The sequence below is a fragment of the Phyllobacterium sp. 22229 genome, assembly GCF_052056495.1.
GTDB lineage: Bacteria > Pseudomonadota > Alphaproteobacteria > Rhizobiales > Rhizobiaceae > Phyllobacterium > Phyllobacterium myrsinacearum.
Genome location: NZ_JBQEPA010000007.1, coordinates 131,288 through 148,724 on the forward strand (window position 1 = coordinate 131,288; position 17,437 = coordinate 148,724).

The window sequence follows — 17,437 nt, forward strand, 5'->3', positions numbered from 1 at the left end:
GACACTTACTCCGCCGCGTGCGGCGCCGCCGCAGGGCCACGTTTGACAAAGACCTTGCGCCACAGCTGCGCCGAACCGCGCGACATGTCTTCCATATAGAGGAAGATCACCGGCGTGATGAACAGGGTGAGGATTTGCGAGGCAAACAGGCCGCCGACCACGGCCACGCCAAGCGGCTGGCGCAATTCGGAGCTGGCGCCCGCACCGATGGCAATCGGCAGGGTTCCCATCACCGCGGCGAGCGTTGTCATCATGATCGGCCGGAACCGCACCAGGCAGGCTTCGCGAATGGCGTCGTGCGGCGTGTCTCCCGCCCGCTGCCGCACCAGGGCAAAATCAACCATCATGATGGCGTTCTTCTTGACGATGCCGATCAGCATCAGCATGCCGATGATGGCGATCACGCTGAGATCGAATCCGAAGAGTTCGAGCGTCGCCAGCGCCCCGGCCGCTGCCGCAGGCAGGCCCGTCAGGATGGTCAGCGGATGGATGAAGCTCTCATAGAGGATGCCAAGCACGATATAGATCGTCAGGATCGCCGCGCCGATCAGCAGGCCCTGATTGGACAGCGCCTGCTGGAACACCTTTGCCGTACCGGTAAATGTCGAGGAAATCGAATCCGGTACATTCAGTTCCGCCTTGATCTTGTTGATTTCTTCGACCGCCCGGCCAAGGGCAATCCCCTGCGGCAGATTGAAGGAGATGGTCACCGCAGGCAGCTGGCTCAACTGGCTGACCGCCAGCAGTCCGGCACGCCGCTCGACATGGGCGAAGGAAGACAACGGTATGAGCTTGTTGGTGGTGGTCGAGCGGATCTGCATCTGGTCGAGCTTGTCGGTGGTCCAGGGGATGGAGGGATCGAGCTCGAGGATCACCTCGTAGCTGTCGCCAGTGGAAAAGATGGTCGAGGCCTGATTGGTCCCGAAGGCATAGTAGAGCGAATTGCGCAATTGCGTCGACGAAATGCCGAGCAGCCGCGCCTTGTCGGCGTCGATCACCAGATTGGCCTGCAGCGCATTGTTCTGCAGATCGCTGGTCACATCGGCAAAATATTGCCGGTCCTGCTGCAGCGCCAGCAGGAATTTCTGCGACCACGGATAGAGATCGTCAGCGTTGATGCCCTGCAGCACGAACTGGTACTGTGCGCGCGACGAGGTGCTGCCGATACGCAGGTTCTGGATGGCGATGGGATAGCTGTTGATACCAGGCACCTTCGCCAGCGACTGGCGCAGGTCCGTCAGCAGCGGATCGAGGGCCATGCGCTGGGATTTCGGTTTGAGCTCAACGAAGAAACTGCCCTGGTTGAGGCTGGATGAATTGAAGCCGCCGCCGATGGTCGACGCCACATGGGCGACATAGGGCTTGCTCCTCAGAACATCGGCCACCTGTTTCTGCAGCGCCACCATGGCATCGAACGAAATGTCCTGCCGGGCTTCGGTCGAGATGGAAAGCTGGCCAATATCCTCGGTCGGCAGAAAACCCTTGTCGATGGACGAGAAGAGATAAAGCGTTGCAATGACCGTCAGCACGAAGACACCGAGCACGACGAGGCGGAAGCGCAGGCAGACATCCAGCATCCACCGGTAACCGCCAAGCACCGCATCGAAAACCCGTTCCGTCAGCGGCTTGCGGCCTTTTCCATCGCCATGCGGAATGGCCGGCATGTGGCTGCACAGCATGGGGGTCAAGGTCAGCGATATCAGCGCCGACGCGACGATTGCCACGGTGACCACAACGGCAAATTCGTTGAAGATGCGCCCGACCACGCCGCCCATCAGCAAGACGGGGATGAAGACCGCCACGAGCGATGCCGTGATGGACACGATGGTGAAGCCGATCTCCTCGCTGCCCTTGAGCGCCGCCTCGCGCGGCGGCATCCCCTCCTCGATATGCCGGGATATGTTCTCCAGCATGACGATGGCGTCGTCCACCACCAGTCCCACCGAAAGCGTCAGGCCGAGCAGCGAAATATTGTCGATGGAGAAGCCGAACACATACATCACCCCCAGCGTGGCGATCAGCGACAGGGGCACGGCGATGGTCGGGATAAGCGTTGCCGCGATCCGCCGCAGGAACACGAAGATCACCATCACGACCAGCCCGATGATCAGGACAAGCGTGAACTGCACGTCGGACACCGCCTGGCGGATCGACGTGGAGCGGTCGTTGAGCACGTTGAGGCTGGTGGACGCGCCAAGCTCATCGGCGAATTTCGGCAGCATGGTGCGCACGCGGTCCACCACGTCGACCGTATTGGCGCCGGGCTGGCGGAAAACAGCCAACACCAGCGCCTTCTTGCCGTCATAGCGGCTTTCGGTCTGGGTGTTGGCGACGGAATCGACCACCCGCGCCACATCGCCCAGGCGCACGGGCTTGCCATTGGGCGATGCGACCAGGATCTGGCGGAACGTGTCGGCGTTCTTCGACTGCGTATCGGCCTCGATCGCCATCTGCTGGGTGGGGCTCGTCAGCGTGCCCACCGGCGCAATCGAATTGTTGTCGGCCACGGCACTCGTCAGTTCATCAATGCCGATGCCGCGGGCCTTCATGGCATTGGGATCGACCTCGATGCGCACGGCGAACTGCTTGGCGCCGAACACCTGGACCTCGCCGACGCCATCCACCGTCGACAGCGACGGCGAGATGACCTGCTCGGCATAATCGTCGAGCTTCGACAGCTGCGCCGTATCGCTTTGCAGCGCGATCAGCAGGATCGGCGCGTCGGCAGGATTGGTCTTGCGGTAGCTCGGCGGTGTCGTCATGTTCGCCGGCAGTTGCCGCAGCGTCCGCGCGATGGCGGCTTGGACGTCGGCGGCGGCCTGGTCGATGTTCCGGTCCAGCTCGAATTCGATGGTGACGCGGGTCTGGCCCTGCGTGCTGGTGGCGCTGATGGTCGACACGGAGGGTATCGTGGCGAATTGCTTGATCAGCGGCGTTGCCACGGCATTGGCCATGGTATCGGGCGCAGCGCCCGGCAACTGGGCGGAAACCGATATGACGGGGAAATCGACCTGCGGCAGCGCGGCCACAGGGAGGAACTGATAGGCAAACAGGCCCGATGCGGCCAGCGCAACGGAGAGAAGAATTGTCGCGATGGGCCGGCGGATGAATATAGCCGATATGTTCATTGCACCGTGTCCGTCTTGATCGGGTCCGGCACAACAGCATCGGCAGCCGACAGCGCAGGCGCCGCATTGTCGATATCGGCCACCGTTTCAATAACGCTCGACCCATCCTGCAGATGCAATTGCCCGTCAATGACCACATGGTCGCCGGACTTGAGGCCCGCCGTGGTCACGGCGGTATCGCCGACCGTTTCAACCACGGTCACCGCCTGCTTGATCACTTTCTTGTCGGGGCCGACGACAAAGGCGAATGTCCCGTCATTGCCCTGTTGAATGGCAATCAGCGGTACGGTCACCGCGTCCTTGTGCGTGCCGATTTCAACCGTTGCGTTGATATACTGGCCGGGCCACAGCGCGCCGTCATCATTGGCGACGTCAGCCTTCAGGACAATCGTCCCGGATGCGGTGTCGACGCTGGAATCGACAAAGTTCAGCGGACCCGATGCAACCACTTCCTTGCTGCCGGGGACCTTGACCAGCACATCGAGCTGACGTTCCTTCATCGCATCCCGCACCGTCGGCAGATCGCTTTCCGCCACCGTGAACGACACCCGCAGCGGCGCCATGCGCGTGATGGTCAGAAGACCGCCGCCGGTATCCGCGGTGCGCACGAGATTGCCGGCGGATGTATTGACCACGCCGACACGGCCATCGATCGGTGCCTTGATGGTCATATAGGACAGCTGCACCTCGTCGGCCTGGATCTGCGCCGTATCCATGGCGATCGAGGCCTTCAACGCATTGACAGCAGCAAGCGCCTGATAGGCCTGCTGCTGCGTATCGATCTTCCGGCTTGACAGGGCCTGTGCCGCGATCAGGTCCTGGTTGGCGGAATCGAGATTGGCCTGATCCTTGGCCAGCGCCGCCTTGTCCTTCTCGATCGTCGCTCGGATCGCCCGGTCATCCAGCTGGAAAAGCACGTCTCCCGCCTTGACCATCTGCCCGTCCTTGACATTGGTCGCCATCACCACGCCGTCGGCCTGCGGCCGGATGACGACCGTGTCGATCGGCTCGATATTGCCGACAACCGTCTTGGTGATGGGCACGTCTTCGGTCTTGGCCGTGGCGGCAACAATCGATGGAACGGCGGCGGAGCGGCCCTTGCCCGATCCTGCGGCGGGCGCTGTCGCGGCGACCGTCATTGGCCCCTTGCCGGCTGGCGGTGCATTGAGATGCGGAAAGAGAAAGATGTAGCCGAGTCCGGCCAATACAACGAACGCGATCAAAAGACCCAGACGTTTCACTGCACGCTACCTCCAGGGCACCGCCCATTAGCCAAGCAACTTGTTGGCTATGGACTCTCTCACCTTCCCGGCATCTTGTCGAATGACCATTTTGTCATGTTTGCTGCAATGCACACGGCGGCCATCAGGAGGTGCAAGCGCGGGCCGCAGCTATAGAATATCATGTCCGCAGCATCAGGGAAAACAAATCAAACAGCGCCGCGGCTATCGGCGCTGGGTCCTGCAGGCCCCGCTCGATGGCGTCGTCCACGGCGCCATGGAAGCCCTGATACACGACAACGGCGACAAATTCGGGATTGCGGGCATTCCATGCCCCGTCCCTGGCACCGGCAGCCAGAAGGCCGGCGAGCTGTCCGACAATCGCGTTCTTTTCCGTCCTGTACTGCATCCGCCGCCCATGCTGGTGAAAAACCACGTCATGCAGCTCGTATTCGGCCATATAGATCGTCACCCCCGCGACCAGCCATTGGCGCAGCCGCGCCGCATGATCCCCGGCTGGAACCGTGTCGACAGCGGCGCCGACACGGTCGAGAAAACCTTGAGAAAACGCCGCCCGCAGCGCTTCCAGAATGCCGTTCTTCGTGGAGAAGTAGTGGTAGAACGTCCCCTTCGCCACCTCGGCCCTGGCGGTGATGGCGTCGATTGTCGTCGCCTCTACCCCCTGTTCGATGAACAAACCGGCAGCCGCATCCATCAATTCCTGGCGCCTGATGTCCGAGGGCTTCGTCCGGGGTCTGATCGTCTTTTTCATTCCATCCCTTTGCCGCATCACCACCGGGCAATCAATAGGCACGCGGTTGCCCGGAACTGAACCTACACTCTTCCAATGTGAAGAAAAAGAGATTTTAGAATTATTCTACAATGATTTATGCATATTGACTGACCGTCAGTCAATTGATAGGCAGGCACCCTGTATCAAACATGGGTGTCGCATCATGAGAAATTATCGCCGTCTCGCGCTGATCCTGACAATCTACCTTGGAACATTCATCGCAACGCTCGATATCAGCATCGTCAACGTTGCCCTTCCGCAGATCCAGACAGACCTGCAAACCAGCATCAGCGGATTGCAGTGGGTCGTCGACATCTATGCCCTCTGCCTCTCCGCGTTCATTCTCTCTGCCGGCCCGATCGGCGACCGCTATGGCCGCAAGCTGTCCTGGCTGATCGGCGTCGGCGTCTTCATCGCCGGATCCGTCCTCTGCGGCATCGCGGAAAACCTGACTGTCCTGTTGGCCGGACGCGCCGTCCAGGGCGTCGCGGGCGCGCTGCTCATTCCCGGCGCGCTTTCCATTCTGGTTCATGCCTTTCCCGACAAGCGGGAACGCGCGCATATCATTGGCGGCTGGACATCGTTCAGCGCCATTTCGCTGGTCATCGGCCCGATCCTCGGCGGCATCCTCGTTGAAACGGCAGGCTGGGCCAGCATCTTTTTCATCAACGTTCCGATCGGCCTTTTTGCGATCGCCATCGGCACGTGGGCCATCAAAGAAAGCGCCCATCCGGATCATGCGGCCTTCGACCCGCTCGGACAGATCGCCAGCATGCTGGCCCTCGGCCTGCTGACGTTCGGCCTCATCACTGCCGGCGAGGCAGGCTGGAAAAGCGGACACACCCTTTTTCCGCTGCTCGGCGCGGCCATCGCCTTCATAGTCTTCCTGGCCGTCGAGCACCGGGTCGAACGGCCTTTGCTGCCGCTTGGCCTGTTCCGCAACGCCGAGTTCTCGATGATGAACGCCATCGCCTTCATGATCGGCTTTTCGACCTTCAACAATGTGTTCTTCCTCTCCCTGTTCTTCCAGCGCGCCCAGGGCCTGTCTCCCGCCGAGACGGGATGGCGGATGGCGCCGGAATTTGTCGCCATGGGTGCTGTTTCGATCCTGTCCGGCTATCTCTGCTCGAGGCTGGGAACGCGGCAGGTCATCGTGACCGGCGGTACGGTCATTGCCGCGTCTCTGCTTCTGATGGGTCTGTTCGCCGGCGGAATATCCTATGTCTATCTGGCATTCCTGCTGGCCGGGCTCGGCATCGGCATCGGACTGGTCGTCCCCGCGAGCAGCGCGGCCCTGATGGCCTCTGTGCCCGCAGAGCGCTCGGGCATGGCATCGGCAACCATGAACACGCTGCGCCAGGCGGGCATGACCATCGGCATCGCCCTTCTCGGCTCGATCATGGGCAGCCAGGCGCTCCGCTCACTCACCGCCCGGCTGGAGGAAACCGGCATTGGCAACGCGGCAGATATCGCCGAAGCCGCGATCATCCGCCACGACCTGACAGGCGGCGGCCTGCCCGGCAACAGCCTTGGGCAGCTCGCCAACAGGGCGTTTGCCGAGGGCATAGAGCGGGCCATGCTGGTCGCGGGCGCGATTGCCGTGATCGTTACGCTGGCATTTGTGTGGACGCACTATGTCAAACAGCCGATCCGCAGTTCCTCGCCCGGACAGGCAGCCGCCGAAACAGATACAATCAGCACTTGAAGCCGACCAAGCAATGCGCGTACTCCTATCGTCAGAACGAGGGGGACTGCGATGCTGAAACGCCAGAACATTCCATCGGCAATGCGAATGGTCCTGCTCTGTCTTTGCGCGGCGCTTCCCGGGGTTCTTGCAACAACTGCTTCCGCCCAGGACGCAGCCGGGACGGTCACCGTCATCCTGCAGCGCGGCCAGAGCGAGGCCGATATCAACAACACCCTGCGGGCCGCCTATGCCAGCGGCCGCAATGTGATCGTGCGCTGGGATGAACCGGCACCCGCGGCGGCAAAAGCCAAGGCCGCGCCTGCCGCCCAGTCCACGGACACCCCGCTCGATCAGGCTGAAGTCCTGGCCGAAAACGCACTGGAGTCATTCAGCACCGGTCTTTCCGTCGGGCTCACGGGCATCGGCCACATCGTCGAATTGCCCTTCATGATGGATAAGGGGCTGCAAAGCCAGGGCGGCGACTGGGGCCAGGTCACCCTCGTCACGCTGGGGGCGCTGCTGGCCGCCGCCGCCGCGGGCTGGATCGTCTTCCGGCTCGGCACGGCCCTGATCGTCCGTCCGATCGGCGCGGATGCCGATCTCGTCCATCGCGCCCGCGGATCGCTTGCCCGCACGGTGCGCGACATCGCCGGCATCTGCGCCTTCATTGCCGCCGGGCATATCGTCATCAATGTCCTGACAGCCAATGCGCCGATGGCCTCGCACCTCACATTGCGGCTGCTGCATGCCGCCGGGCTGACCCTCGTCTATGCGGCGGTGGGCCGGCTCTTCCTCTCGCCCGGCGATCCCCAGGCAAGGCTGCTGCCCATCAACAATCCGCAATGGCACTTCCGCATGCTGGTTGCCTATGGCTTTACCGGGGCCATGGTTGGCCAGCTCGTCCGCCTGTCCCTGGAAAGCGGTGTCAGCCGCGGCGTCACCGAAGGCTGGTTCCTGATTGCGGCAACAATCCTGACCGTTTTGAAGCTCTGGTGGTTCATTGGCGGGCGAAAGGACATCACCGCCGTGTTTGCCGGACCGGCACCGAGCATGACCCGGCGGTTGATCGCAAGCGCGCTGCCGGCATTCCTGTCCCTTGTTGCCATCCTGATCTGGATCGTCGGCTGCATGGCCGCCAGTTCGCCCCAGCTTTCCCATTGGGGCGAGGCGGCGGGCGCAACCCAGATTATCGTGCTCCTGATCCCGATTATCGCGCTCGGCGTGCATGCACTGATTGCGGCGATGCAGGAGCGGCACAAGAATGACGCCCCCCTGCCGCCGCTGGCGCAGGCGTTCATTGCCGCCATCCAGACACTGGCGACCGGGGGTATCTGGCTTCTCGGCCTCTTCCTCATTGTCCGTCTGTGGACGAGCTATATGGACAGCGCCTATTCCATGGCGCTGTCGCTCATCACCGGCCTGCTCCGGATCAGCGTTGCCGTGGTCATCGGCTGGTCCATCTGGAGCTTCCTGCGGCATTATTTCACCGCCCTTTCTCCCTCCTCGCGGCCGCTGCTGCCGGGACAGGAGGACACGGACGGACCGGTGCGCACCGCCGCCGGGCGCCTCTCCACGATCCTGCCGCTGGTGCGCGATCTCGCCTTTGGCGCCATTGTTGCGATCACCGCGCTTGTGGTGCTTTCATCGCTCGGCATGGATATCGGACCGCTGCTGGCCGGTTTCGGCGTTCTCGGGCTTGCCATTTCCTTTGGCTCGCAGACCCTGGTGAAGGATGTGGTTTCCGGCATATTCTTCATTGCCGACGACGCATTCCGCACGGGTGAATATATCGATACCGGCAAGCTCAAGGGCACCGTCGAGCGCATCACGCTGCGCTCCCTCCAGCTCAGGCACCAGAATGGCCCGGTACACACCATCCCCTTCGGGCAGATCCAGTCGGTGACGAATTACAGCCGGGATTGGAGCACGATCAAATTCGAGCTGCGTTTTGATCGCGACACCGATCCGGAGAAAATTCGCAAGACCGTCAAGAAGGTCGGCCAGGAGATGCTTGAAGACCCGGATTTCGGCCCGGAATTTCTGGTTCCGCTGAAGTTTCAGGGCATTCAGGACATCACCGAGAATTCGATGATCGTCCGGCTCAAATTCACCGCCAAACCGGGCAACCCGTCGCTCATCCAGCGTGAGGCGATGAAGCGGCTGCTCGTGGCTTTCCGCGAAGCCGGTCTGCTGCTGGCATCCAATGCTGTGACCGTACGCTCGGGGACCAACGACGCCGCCGGTGCCGGTGCGGCAACCCAGATCGCTCTGGAGAAGGCCGCCGAACTCGCGTCGACGCAGGCGGCCAAGCCGGGCTAGTGTCACTCCGGCATGCCGGCAAGTGCGACGGGCTGGACGATCAATCCCTGCTCCGTTGCCTGGAGATAGGCCTCGACGCCATAGATCCGGCGCATGTGATCGGCCGTCAGCACCTCGGCGGGCCGGCCGTCGGCAACGATCCGGCCGGCATGGATGAGAACCAGCCGGGTGCACCAGCCTGCGGCGAGGCCAAGATCGTGCAGGGATGCCACCACCGCAGACCCTTTGCCTGCCAGATCGGCGAGCGATTGCATCAGACCGATCTGATGCGCCGGATCGAGCCCCGCCGCCGGTTCATCCGCAAGCAGGAGCGCCGCGTCCTGCGCCAGGGCACGGGCAATCAGCACCCGCGCCTGTTCACCGCCGGAAAGCGCGAGAGCCGAACGATGGCGGAGTTGCTGAACATCCATCCGCTGCATCGCCTGTTCGACCAGCGCCGCATCATGCGCGCTTGGCCGGGAAAATCCGCGGCGGTAGGGCGTGCGGCCGAGCGCGACGAGGTCTTCCACCGGCATGGCCCAGGCGATTTCGCGGTCCTGCGGCAGATAGGCGACGTGCCTTGCCCGCTCCCGGTTATTCATCCGCCTCGCCGGTTTTCCGGCAATGCCGATGTCGCCGCTCGACGGCACCAGGCCAAGAATGCTCCGCAGAAGGGTCGACTTGCCCGCACCGTTCGGGCCGATCAGCCCGACAAATTCACCGGCGCGAACGTCGAGCGACACATCGTGCAGGACGGCTCTGGACCCGAGCGAGGCATGGACATGGGACAGGCTGAGGATCGTCATATCAGCGTCCTTCGCGTGCGGAACACCAGCCACAGGAAGAAGGGTGCGCCGATCATGGCCGTCAGGACGCCAAGCTTCAAATCCCTGCCCGGCGCGATCAGCCGCACGAGAATATCGGCAGCCATCAGCATCGACGCGCCGCCGAGTGCACTCACCGGAAGCAGACGTGACGGCCGTCCTCCCGCCAGCGGCCGCAGCACATGCGGCACGATGAGGCCGATGAAACCGATGGCACCGGCAACGGCGGTGGCCGCCCCGACCGACGCAGCCGTGCCCAGAATGGCGAAGAACTGTACCCGCCGGATGTTGATGCCCATGCTGGCGGCGGCATCGGGCCCCAATGTCAGGGCGTCGAGCGAACGGCCGAGACTGAACAGCAGCACCCAGCCGGCAAGGATGAACGGGGCGGCAAGCTCAACATGCAGCATGGAGCGGTCCGTGAGGGATCCCAGCATCCAGTAGACGATTTCCATCGCCGCAAACGGGTTGGGTGACAGGTTCAGCGCCAGCGTGGTCATCGCCCCGGCAAAGCTCGAGACGGCGACACCGGCGAGAATGACGGTGAGCGTGCCCGCACCGCGGCCGGCCAGCGCCTGCACCAGGAAGACGGCGAGAACAGCGCCTGCCAGCGCCATCAGCGGCAGGGCAAGCGGGAAAACGAGGGATAGGCCCGTATAGATGGCGATCACCGCGCCGAGGGATGCCGACGCACTCACCCCGAGAAGGCCCGGTTCCGCCAGCGGATTGCGCAGATAGCCCTGCAGCACCGCACCGGAGAGCCCGAGGGTCGCCCCGATCATCAGGCCGAGCAGCGCGCGCGGCAGCCGTATTTCCCGCATGACGATGACGATGGCATCGCCCTGTCCCGTCAGCAGGGCGCGAATACTGTCGGACACGCCCAGTGCGGCCGGACCGGCGAGCAGCGACAGCACGAACAGGACAAGGGTCAACAGCGCAAGCCCGCACAGCAAAAGACGGTAGCGATCCTTCATCTGGGGCCTTCCCGCCGGGCTGCATCCGACAGCAGCTTGACGGCCTCTACCGTGAACGGCCCGCCGCATATCCAGTATTTGTCGGGGATATCGATGGGGTTCTTCCCCTGCAGCGCCGCCCGGAACGCCGGATGAACCTGCGCGTCATAGGCAAGGGCGGGCGCCGGATAGGCGGTGTGGGTGGCAATCAGGTCCGGCTTGGCCATGACCAGTTGTTCCAGCGACAGCTTTTGCGTGCCGTCGAGGCCGAGCTTTTCGCCCATATTGATCAGTCCCGCCCGGTTGACCACGTCACCCGCCAGGGTGTTGCGGCCCGAGGTAATCTGGTTGGCATAATAGAGCGCGACGGTGGGTGCATCGGCGCTGCGCGCCGGAATATCTGCCAGCGCAGCGTCCATCGCGCCCAGGAGTTCTTCCGCCCTGGCCTGACGGCCGAGCAGGGCGCCCATCCGCCGCACATTGGCGCGGATATCGTCGAAGGAGGACTCCGGCGGGAATTCCTCGACGCGAAATCCCAGCCGCTTGAGAATACCGGCCGTCGCCCGCGTGGTATAGGTGCTGGTCAGGACAAGGTCCGGCTGCATCAGGAATATCTCTTCCGCCTGACCATGATTGAGCGCAAACGCCCCCGCCTCCCCGGCCAGAACCGATACGGTCGCGTCCCCCGCGAGATAGGACACGGAAACCAGTTGCCCGCCAGACGCCAGCAGCATCGCCAGCTGATCGGTGCACAGGTTCATGGAAACGACGCGCGCCGGTGCTTCGGCTGAAGCGGAATCGGCAGCGCCAAGCAGCGCAACGGCGGATGCCAGCCACGCCACGCCTGCGCCGACAGCCCATCTGTATCCCCTGCTCACGCCCAGAAACTCCCCTGGCAATCGATAGGGCCGCATGCAGCATGCGGCAGCCTTCCTATAGCTGCCATCAATATCGTCCGGCGTATAGTCATTCCTGCGGCATATCCATCGTCCGGCCGGTTGACATCCCGTTTTGCGGCTTCCACCATGGCACAGATTCCGGGAGAGCAAATTGGACATTCGCAACATTGGTAAAACGCCGCTGGCCGTCACTGAAATCGGCTTCGGCGGCGCGGCAATTGGCGGGCTGTATCGTGAATGCACGCGCGAGGCCGCAATGGAAACCCTGCAGACCGCGTGGGATGCCGGCATACGCTATTTCGACACGGCGCCGTTTTACGGCTTCGGCCTGTCGGAACGCCGCACCGGCGACTTCCTGCGCGACAAGCCGCGCGACAGCTATGTGCTTTCGACAAAGGTCGGCCGCCTCATGCGCCCGGTGCCGGAGGATCAGGTCCCCGATCATTCCTACGTCGATCCCCTGCCCTTCGCTGTCGACTATGACTACAGCTATGACGGCATCATGCGGTCCTTCGAGTTCAGCCTGGCGCGCCTCGGCCTGAACCGGATCGACATCCTCTACATCCATGATATCGGTGCCTACACCCATGGTGCCGAACAAAACGCCGTCTATATGGACCAGCTGCTCGGCAGTGGCCTGAAGGCGCTGGACGAACTCAAATCGGCCGGGGCAATCGCCGCCTATGGGCTGGGGGTGAACGAAGTCGAGGTCTGCCTCGATGTGCTGGCCCGGCATCCGCTCGACGGCATTCTTCTCGCCGGGCGCTATTCCCTGCTCGACCGCGCGGCCGAACGCGGCCTGCTCGACGTCTGCCGGGCGCGAGGGACCTCCCTCATCATTGGCGGCGTGTTCAATTCCGGCATTCTGGCGACGGGACCGGTGCCCGGCGCGCATTTTGACTATGGCCCGGCATCCCCGGATATTCTCGAGCGCGTCCGTGCCATGCAGGCCATTGCGGAGGCCGAAAATGTGCCCCTGGCGGCGGCCGCCATCCAGTTTCCGTTCCGTGAACCGGTCGTGGCGAATGTTTTGATCGGCACCGCCAAGCCTTCGAGCCTGACCCGCAATCTGGAAATTTTATCCACGAAAGTCCCGGAATCTGTATACACCGACTGCGAACGTTTCGTCCTTCGCTAAATTCTTCTAAAAGATCGCTCCGGATTAGGATCGGCATGGGTTTCATCGGGTGGCAGCAAGCGCTAATTTGCTGATCTGCCTTGCAATATCAGCCATTGCATATTCCGCTCATCTGATTACATAAGGGCTCGCTGACTGCGTTCAGCGCGCCCGGCCAGCGTTTGCGGCGGCCGGAAATCAGGCAATGAATGGAGCAACGCCCGGCTCTCTTTCATGTGTTGACACGAAGTATTGAGCGAGAGACCCAGGGATGACTGCATCTTCGTCAGCGACCGTCACGGCGGCACCAATTCATGCAACGGATGACGTTTCGGCACCAGTTGCATTTGTTATTCCCGACAATGTGTTCGCGGAAACGGTCACCGAGGTGCGCCACTATACCGATCGCCTGTTCCGTTTCCGTATCACGCGGCCCACAAGCTTCCGCTTCCGTTCCGGCGAATTCGTCATGATCGGCCTGCCCAATGCGGAAAAGCCTGTCTATCGCGCCTATTCCATCGCCAGCCCGTCCTGGGACGAGGAAATCGAATTCTTCTCGATCAAGGTCGAAAACGGCCCGCTGACCGAACATCTGCAGAAAATCAAGCGCGGCGATACGGTGCTCCTGCGCAAGAAGTCGACGGGAACGCTGGTTCTCGACGCGCTTCTCCCGGGCAAGCGGCTCTACATGCTGTCGACCGGAACCGGCGTTGCCCCCTTCGCCAGCCTGATCCGCGATCCGGAAACCTATGAAAAGTTCGAAGAGGTCATCCTGATCCAGACCTGCCGGGACATTGCCGAGCTGAAATACATCACCGAAATGGTCGAGGGCATCAAGGATGACCCGCTGATCGGCGAATTCGCTGCCGACAGCCTGCGGCTCTACACCACGACCACGCGCGAACCATTCACCCATATGGGCCGCATCACCGACCTGATGCAGAGCGGCAAGCTGTTCAGCGATCTCGGCCTGCCGCCGCTCGATCCTGAAACCGACCGCGGCATGATCTGCGGTTCGATGCACATGATCCACGACACCAAGGCCATTCTGGAATCCTTCGGCCTGGTCGAGGGCGCCAACAACAAACCGGCGACCTATGTGGTCGAGCGGGCCTTCGTCGGCTAAACCCTTCCACAGACTTTCTCTTTTCAAATTGCGTGCCCGGCCCCAACAGGCCGGGCATTTTGCCATGCGGATTTTCTCACTGACTTGTGACACCTTGCCTCTTCTAAAAGATGAGTCCACATGCTATATGTGTGAATGTTATAAGCACCCTTATGAGTTTCAAAACCCCACATCATGGACGACACACCCACTCTTGGCTTTCTGCTGCACGATGTTGCGCGGTTGCTGCGCAAGCGGTTTGAACAACGGGCCAAATGCCTCGGCCTGACCCGGTCGCAGTGGCAGACGCTGGCTTATCTGTCCAAGAATGAGGGGATTCATCAGGCCGGACTGGCCGAAATCCTTGAAATCGAACCGATCACCCTGGTGCGCATCCTCGACAAGCTGCAGGAGCGCAACCTGATCGAGCGGCGCCGGCATCCAACCGACCGCCGCATCTGGCTGCTGTTCCTGCGCGATGAAGCGCGCCCGCATCTGGCGGATATGCGCGTCATCGGCGAAGTCACCCGGTCCGAAGCCCTCGAAAATGTACCGGCCGAAGACCGCGAACATCTCATCCGCACTCTAACTCTTATGAAGTCCAATTTGATCGATGCCTGTCAGACACCGGTCGATGACAGGAAGACACACCATGGCTGACGGATCTCCCAATTCCCGCATTCCCGCCAATACCGACGAACCGGCCGCACCTGTTCTGGAAAAGACCGGCGCACCCGGCGAAGCGCCTGTCGCCGCACGGGTCAACGAACCGGTGCCGCTGCCCGATATCACGCCGCCGAAAACCCGCCGCAACCGCCTGCGCCCCGTGCTCTTCGCCGCGCTGCCTCTTGCCCTCGTGGTGGGCGGCTATTTCTACGTCACCGGCGGGCAGGTCATGGCCACCGACAACGCCTATGTGCAGGCGGACATGGTCGGCGTTTCCACCGATATATCCGGGCTGGTCAGTGCCATCGATGTGCATGACAACGAGGTCGTCAAGCAGGGACAGGTTCTGTTCCGCGTCAACCCCGACGTCTACCGCATCGCCCTTGAGGGCGCGCAGGCCCAGCTCGGCACCGTTCGCAACCAGATTCTCAACCTGCAGGCGAGCTACAAGCAGACGCTGGCGGAAATCGCCCAGGCGGAATCCGACATTCCGTTCTACCAGAAGACCCTGCAGCGCCAGGCGGACCTGACCAATACCGCCGCCGTCTCCAAAGCCACCTATGATCAGGCCAAGCATGATCTGGATGCGGCGCAGCAGAAGGTCGATGTCGCCAGGGCGCAGGCCGCCACCACGCTCGCCCAATTGGGCAACAATGCCGACCAGCCGGTCGAGCAGAATCCGTCCTATCTCGCCGCAAAGGCAACCGTCGATAAGGCCCAGCACGATTTTGACGCCACCACCGTGCGCGCGCCCTTCGACGGGATCGTGACCAATGTCAGTTCGCTGCAGGTCGGCGCCTATCTTCAGGCCTCGCAGGCCGGTTTCAGCCTGGTTTCGACAACCCATATGTGGGTCGCCGCCAGCCCCAAGGAAACCGAGCTGACCTATGTGAAGCCCGGCCAGCCGGTGACCGTCACCGTCGACACCTATCCGGGCGTCGAATGGAAGGGCACGGTTGCCAGCATCAGCCCGGCCTCCGGCTCGAGCTTCTCGCTGCTGCCCGCACAGAATACAACCGGTAATTGGGTTAAGGTTGTGCAGCGCATCCCCATGCTCGTCAGCATCGACGACATGGCGGGCAAGCCGCCCCTGCGCGTCGGCATGAGCGTGACGGCCGAAGTCGATACCGGCCATGCGCGCGGCCTGCCGCATTTCGTGCAATCGCTCCTGGGCAGCAAGGATCATGTCTAGCACCGCCGCATTGCCGGGCACCGCGCCGGTTGCCAATCGCGGCGCGATCACGGCCTGTGTCATTCTCGCCGTGATCATGCAGGCGCTCGATACGACCATCGCCAATGTGGCGCTGCCCTATATCCAGGGCAGCGTTGCGGCGAGCGCCGACCAGATCAACTGGGTGCTGACCTCCTATATCGTCGCTGCCGCCATCATGACGCCGCCGTCGGGCTTTCTCGCCGCCCGCTTCGGCCGCAAGCGCGTCCTGCTCACTGCCATCGCCGGTTTCGTCGTGGCGTCGGTGCTGTGCGGCATTGCCCAGTCGCTGCCGCAGATCGTGGCTTTCCGGCTGCTGCAGGGCCTGTTCGGCGCCTCGCTCGTTCCCCTGTCGCAAGGCATCCTTCTCGACATCTATTCCGTCGAGGAGCGCGGTTCGGCCATGGCGCTGTTCGGCGTTTCCGTCATGGTCGGTCCCGTGCTCGGCCCCGTCATCGGCGGCTGGCTGACCGACAATATCAGCTGGCGCTGGGTGTTCTACATCAACGTTCCCATCGGCCTTCTCGCCTTTGCCGGCATCGTTGCCTTCGTCACCGAAACCGGGCGGGAGCTGAAGGCCAAGCTGGACTGGTTCGGCTTCGGCACGCTCAGCCTTGCCATCGCCGCCCTCCAGCTCTTTCTCGACCGGGGCGAACAGCTCGACTGGTTTTCGTCAGGCGAAATCCAGCTGGAAGCGCTTGTTTGCGCCGGCGCCTTCTACCTGTTCCTCAGCCATACCTTCACGGCCGAACGGTCCTTCGTCAATCCAAGGCTGTTCCTCGACCGGAACTTTGCCGTCAGCATGTTCTTCATCTTCATCGTCGGCGTGACCTATCTCGCCTCGCTCGCCCTGATGACGCCGTATCTGCAGACGCTGATGGGTTATCCCGTCACCACGGCGGGTATCGTCATGGGCCCGCGCGGCGTCGGCACGATGGTGTGCATGTTCATCGTCGGCCGCCTCATCGGCAAGGTCGATACGCGCTTCCTCCTGGTGCTCGGCCTCGGGCTGACCGCCTGGGCCATGTATGACATGACCGGCTGGACGCCTGACGTATCGCAGTGGACCATCGTTTCCGTCGGCTTCATCCAGGGTGCGGGCCTCGGCTTCCTGTTCGTGCCGCTGACAACAATTGCCTTTGCCACCCTGCCCGCCAGCATGCGCGGCGAAGGCACGGGCCTGTACAATCTGTCGCGCAACATCGGTTCCAGCGTCGGCATTTCCATCGTTACGGCGTTGATCACCGAGAATGTGCAGACCAACCACGCCTCGATCGCCGCCTATGTCACGCCGTTCAACCACGCCTTCAATGCGCCTGCCGTGATGCAGCATCTCGACCCGCTGAAGGCGGCGGGGCGCGCTTCGCTTGACGGTATCATCACCCTGCAGGCCACGATCATCGCCTATATGGATGATTTCAAGCTGCTGATGCTGATGTCGCTGGCGGCTATCCCGCTGGTGTTCCTGCTGCGCAAGCCGGCACCGAGCGCCGCACCGCCGGAACATGCGGTGATGGAATGAAACAAGGGCGGGCGG

The 17,437-nt window shown here is 62.5% G+C and carries 13 protein-coding genes; 7 read left to right on the top strand and 6 right to left on the bottom strand.

What is annotated here, in order from left to right; translation table 11 throughout:
* Positions 1-5: 5 nt before the first annotated feature.
* The 3 genes from ACTJJ7_RS10595 to ACTJJ7_RS10605 all read right to left on the bottom strand — a co-directional run bounded on the left by ACTJJ7_RS10595 (position 6) and on the right by ACTJJ7_RS10605 (position 5,120).
* Entirely contained in the window at positions 6-3,128 is a 3,123-nt protein-coding gene (locus tag ACTJJ7_RS10595; protein WP_440967004.1) for an efflux RND transporter permease subunit, read from the bottom strand.
* Entirely contained in the window at positions 3,125-4,369 is a 1,245-nt protein-coding gene (locus tag ACTJJ7_RS10600) for an efflux RND transporter periplasmic adaptor subunit (RefSeq protein ID WP_110003318.1), read from the bottom strand. The genes ACTJJ7_RS10595 and ACTJJ7_RS10600 overlap by 4 nt, the downstream gene beginning before the upstream one ends.
* A 160-nt stretch (positions 4,370-4,529) precedes the next feature.
* Entirely contained in the window at positions 4,530-5,120 is a 591-nt protein-coding gene (locus ACTJJ7_RS10605) for a TetR/AcrR family transcriptional regulator (protein ID WP_199538035.1), read from the bottom strand.
* A gap of 184 nt (positions 5,121-5,304) precedes the next feature.
* On the opposite strand from ACTJJ7_RS10605, the gene ACTJJ7_RS10610 reads away from it, so the two are divergent.
* Together ACTJJ7_RS10610 and ACTJJ7_RS10615 are read left to right on the top strand one after the other, a co-directional pair.
* Positions 5,305-6,846 carry an MFS transporter gene (locus tag ACTJJ7_RS10610; RefSeq protein WP_440967007.1) on the top strand — a complete coding sequence of 514 codons (1,542 nt, stop codon included), beginning with the start codon at positions 5,305-5,307 and terminating at the stop codon, positions 6,844-6,846.
* A 51-nt stretch (positions 6,847-6,897) separates the two neighbouring features.
* A complete protein-coding gene (locus ACTJJ7_RS10615; protein WP_440967009.1) occupies positions 6,898-9,147 on the top strand; it encodes a mechanosensitive ion channel family protein in 2,250 nt (749 codons plus the stop codon).
* Between the two features lie 2 nt (positions 9,148-9,149).
* Here the strand turns inward: ACTJJ7_RS10615 and ACTJJ7_RS10620 are convergent, their stop codons facing one another.
* Genes ACTJJ7_RS10620 through ACTJJ7_RS10630 form a run of 3 tightly spaced genes read right to left on the bottom strand, consistent with a single transcriptional unit; the run spans position 9,150 to position 11,781 of the window.
* Entirely contained in the window at positions 9,150-9,932 is a 783-nt protein-coding gene (locus ACTJJ7_RS10620) for an ABC transporter ATP-binding protein (RefSeq protein ID WP_440967011.1), read from the bottom strand.
* The gene (locus ACTJJ7_RS10625) at positions 9,929-10,924 is read right to left on the bottom strand and encodes a FecCD family ABC transporter permease (protein ID WP_105735151.1); all 996 of its coding nucleotides are present in this window, start codon (positions 10,922-10,924) and stop codon (positions 9,929-9,931) included. Before ACTJJ7_RS10625 ends, ACTJJ7_RS10620 begins: the two co-directional genes overlap by 4 nt.
* Positions 10,921-11,781, bottom strand: coding sequence for an ABC transporter substrate-binding protein (locus tag ACTJJ7_RS10630; RefSeq protein WP_440967012.1), 861 nt, complete (start codon positions 11,779-11,781; stop codon positions 10,921-10,923). Before ACTJJ7_RS10630 ends, ACTJJ7_RS10625 begins: the two co-directional genes overlap by 4 nt.
* Before the next feature lie 172 nt (positions 11,782-11,953).
* On the opposite strand from ACTJJ7_RS10630, the gene ACTJJ7_RS10635 reads away from it, so the two are divergent.
* The 5 genes from ACTJJ7_RS10635 (at position 11,954) to ACTJJ7_RS10655 (ending at position 17,422) form a co-directional block, all read left to right on the top strand.
* A complete protein-coding gene (locus tag ACTJJ7_RS10635; RefSeq protein WP_440967013.1) occupies positions 11,954-12,940 on the top strand; it encodes an aldo/keto reductase in 987 nt (328 codons plus the stop codon).
* Between the two features lie 250 nt (positions 12,941-13,190).
* Positions 13,191-14,045, top strand: coding sequence for a ferredoxin--NADP reductase (locus tag ACTJJ7_RS10640; protein WP_440967015.1), 855 nt, complete (start codon positions 13,191-13,193; stop codon positions 14,043-14,045).
* Between the two features lie 174 nt (positions 14,046-14,219).
* A complete protein-coding gene (locus ACTJJ7_RS10645; protein WP_105735155.1) occupies positions 14,220-14,684 on the top strand; it encodes a MarR family winged helix-turn-helix transcriptional regulator in 465 nt (154 codons plus the stop codon).
* Positions 14,677-15,882 carry an HlyD family secretion protein gene (locus ACTJJ7_RS10650; RefSeq protein WP_440967017.1) on the top strand — a complete coding sequence of 402 codons (1,206 nt, stop codon included), beginning with the start codon at positions 14,677-14,679 and terminating at the stop codon, positions 15,880-15,882. The genes ACTJJ7_RS10645 and ACTJJ7_RS10650 overlap by 8 nt, the downstream gene beginning before the upstream one ends.
* Complete coding sequence (locus ACTJJ7_RS10655) at positions 15,875-17,422, top strand: DHA2 family efflux MFS transporter permease subunit (RefSeq protein WP_130272229.1); 1,548 nt, start codon at positions 15,875-15,877, stop codon at positions 17,420-17,422. The genes ACTJJ7_RS10650 and ACTJJ7_RS10655 overlap by 8 nt, the downstream gene beginning before the upstream one ends.
* The last annotated feature ends 15 nt before the right edge of the window (positions 17,423-17,437 follow it).

Bases quoted from the DNA above. Each gene is read 5' to 3' on its own strand.
- ACTJJ7_RS10650 (WP_440967017.1), top strand. From the start codon at position 14,677: ATGGCTGACGGATCTCCCAATTCCCGCATTCCCGCCAATACCGACGAA.
- ACTJJ7_RS10610 (WP_440967007.1), top strand. From the start codon at position 5,305: ATGAGAAATTATCGCCGTCTCGCGCTGATCCTGACAATCTACCTTGGA.
- ACTJJ7_RS10615 (WP_440967009.1), top strand. From the start codon at position 6,898: ATGCTGAAACGCCAGAACATTCCATCGGCAATGCGAATGGTCCTGCTC.
- ACTJJ7_RS10655 (WP_130272229.1), top strand. From the start codon at position 15,875: ATGTCTAGCACCGCCGCATTGCCGGGCACCGCGCCGGTTGCCAATCGC.
- ACTJJ7_RS10595 (WP_440967004.1), bottom strand. From the start codon at position 3,128: ATGAACATATCGGCTATATTCATCCGCCGGCCCATCGCGACAATTCTT.
- ACTJJ7_RS10620 (WP_440967011.1), bottom strand. From the start codon at position 9,932: ATGACGATCCTCAGCCTGTCCCATGTCCATGCCTCGCTCGGGTCCAGA.
- ACTJJ7_RS10625 (WP_105735151.1), bottom strand. From the start codon at position 10,924: ATGAAGGATCGCTACCGTCTTTTGCTGTGCGGGCTTGCGCTGTTGACC.
- ACTJJ7_RS10640 (WP_440967015.1), top strand. From the start codon at position 13,191: ATGACTGCATCTTCGTCAGCGACCGTCACGGCGGCACCAATTCATGCA.
- ACTJJ7_RS10645 (WP_105735155.1), top strand. From the start codon at position 14,220: ATGGACGACACACCCACTCTTGGCTTTCTGCTGCACGATGTTGCGCGG.
- ACTJJ7_RS10605 (WP_199538035.1), bottom strand. From the start codon at position 5,120: ATGAAAAAGACGATCAGACCCCGGACGAAGCCCTCGGACATCAGGCGC.